The organism is Burkholderia sp. SCN-KJ, assembly GCF_024656005.1.
In the GTDB taxonomy this organism is placed as follows: domain Bacteria; phylum Pseudomonadota; class Gammaproteobacteria; order Burkholderiales; family Burkholderiaceae; genus Burkholderia.
On sequence record NZ_JANKOG010000096.1, the window covers coordinates 1 to 850 of the forward strand.

Genomic DNA, 850 nt, shown 5'->3' on the forward strand with positions numbered 1-850 from the left:
AGAATTTTGTAATGCGCTGGCTGAAACCAATACGGGCTTGTCGTGATCTGCTGCGCCGTGCTTTCGAAGCGGCGAACCGGATCGGAGACCTCGCGTATGGAGCGTACGCGTGCAACGAACTCAACTCGGACCTGCTTTTCGCCGGCGAGCCGCTGCACGAGGTGCAAGGCGAAGCCGAACACGGTCTTGCATACGCCGGCAAGGTGCGGTTCGGTCTTGTTATTGACTTCATCACCACACAGCTCGCGCTGATACGGATGCTTCGCGGCCTGACGCCAACCTTCGGCCGCCTTGACGACGGGCAGTTCAATGAACTTCGGACCGAAACCCATCTGTCCGGCAACCCGGCCCTGGCAATAGCTGCGTGCTGGTACTGGATCCGGAAACTGCAGGGGCGCTATATCGCCGGTGACTATGCTGCAGCCATGGATGCGGCATCGAAGGCGCAACCGCTGCTCTGGACCTCATCCTCGTTGATTGAGGAAGCCGAATATCACTTTTACGGCGCGTTGGCGAAGGCCGCCTGGTGTGAGTGCACCCCGGCCGACGAGCGGCCACAACACCTGGACGATGTCGCTGCACATTACCGGCAGCTCCAGATCTGGGCGAAAAACTGCCCGGAGAATTTCGCGGACCGCGCCGCGCTGGTCGGCGCCGAGATTGCCCGGATCGAAGGCCGCGTGGTAGATGCTGAACAGCTCTACGAGCAGGCCATCCGCTCGGCGCGGGAAAGCGGTTTTGTTCACTGTGAAGCACTCGCCAACGAACTCGCGTCCCGCTTTTACGCGGCGCGCGGTTTTAGGAAGATTGCTCGTGTGTATCTGCAGGACGCGCGCTACGGCTATCTGCA

Annotated in this window: 1 pseudogene; it reads left to right on the forward strand. The window is 60.7% G+C overall.

From position 1 onward, the window contains the following. A pseudogene (locus tag NQV17_RS37790) lies at nt 1-850 on the forward strand (protein kinase); the annotation flags it as partial.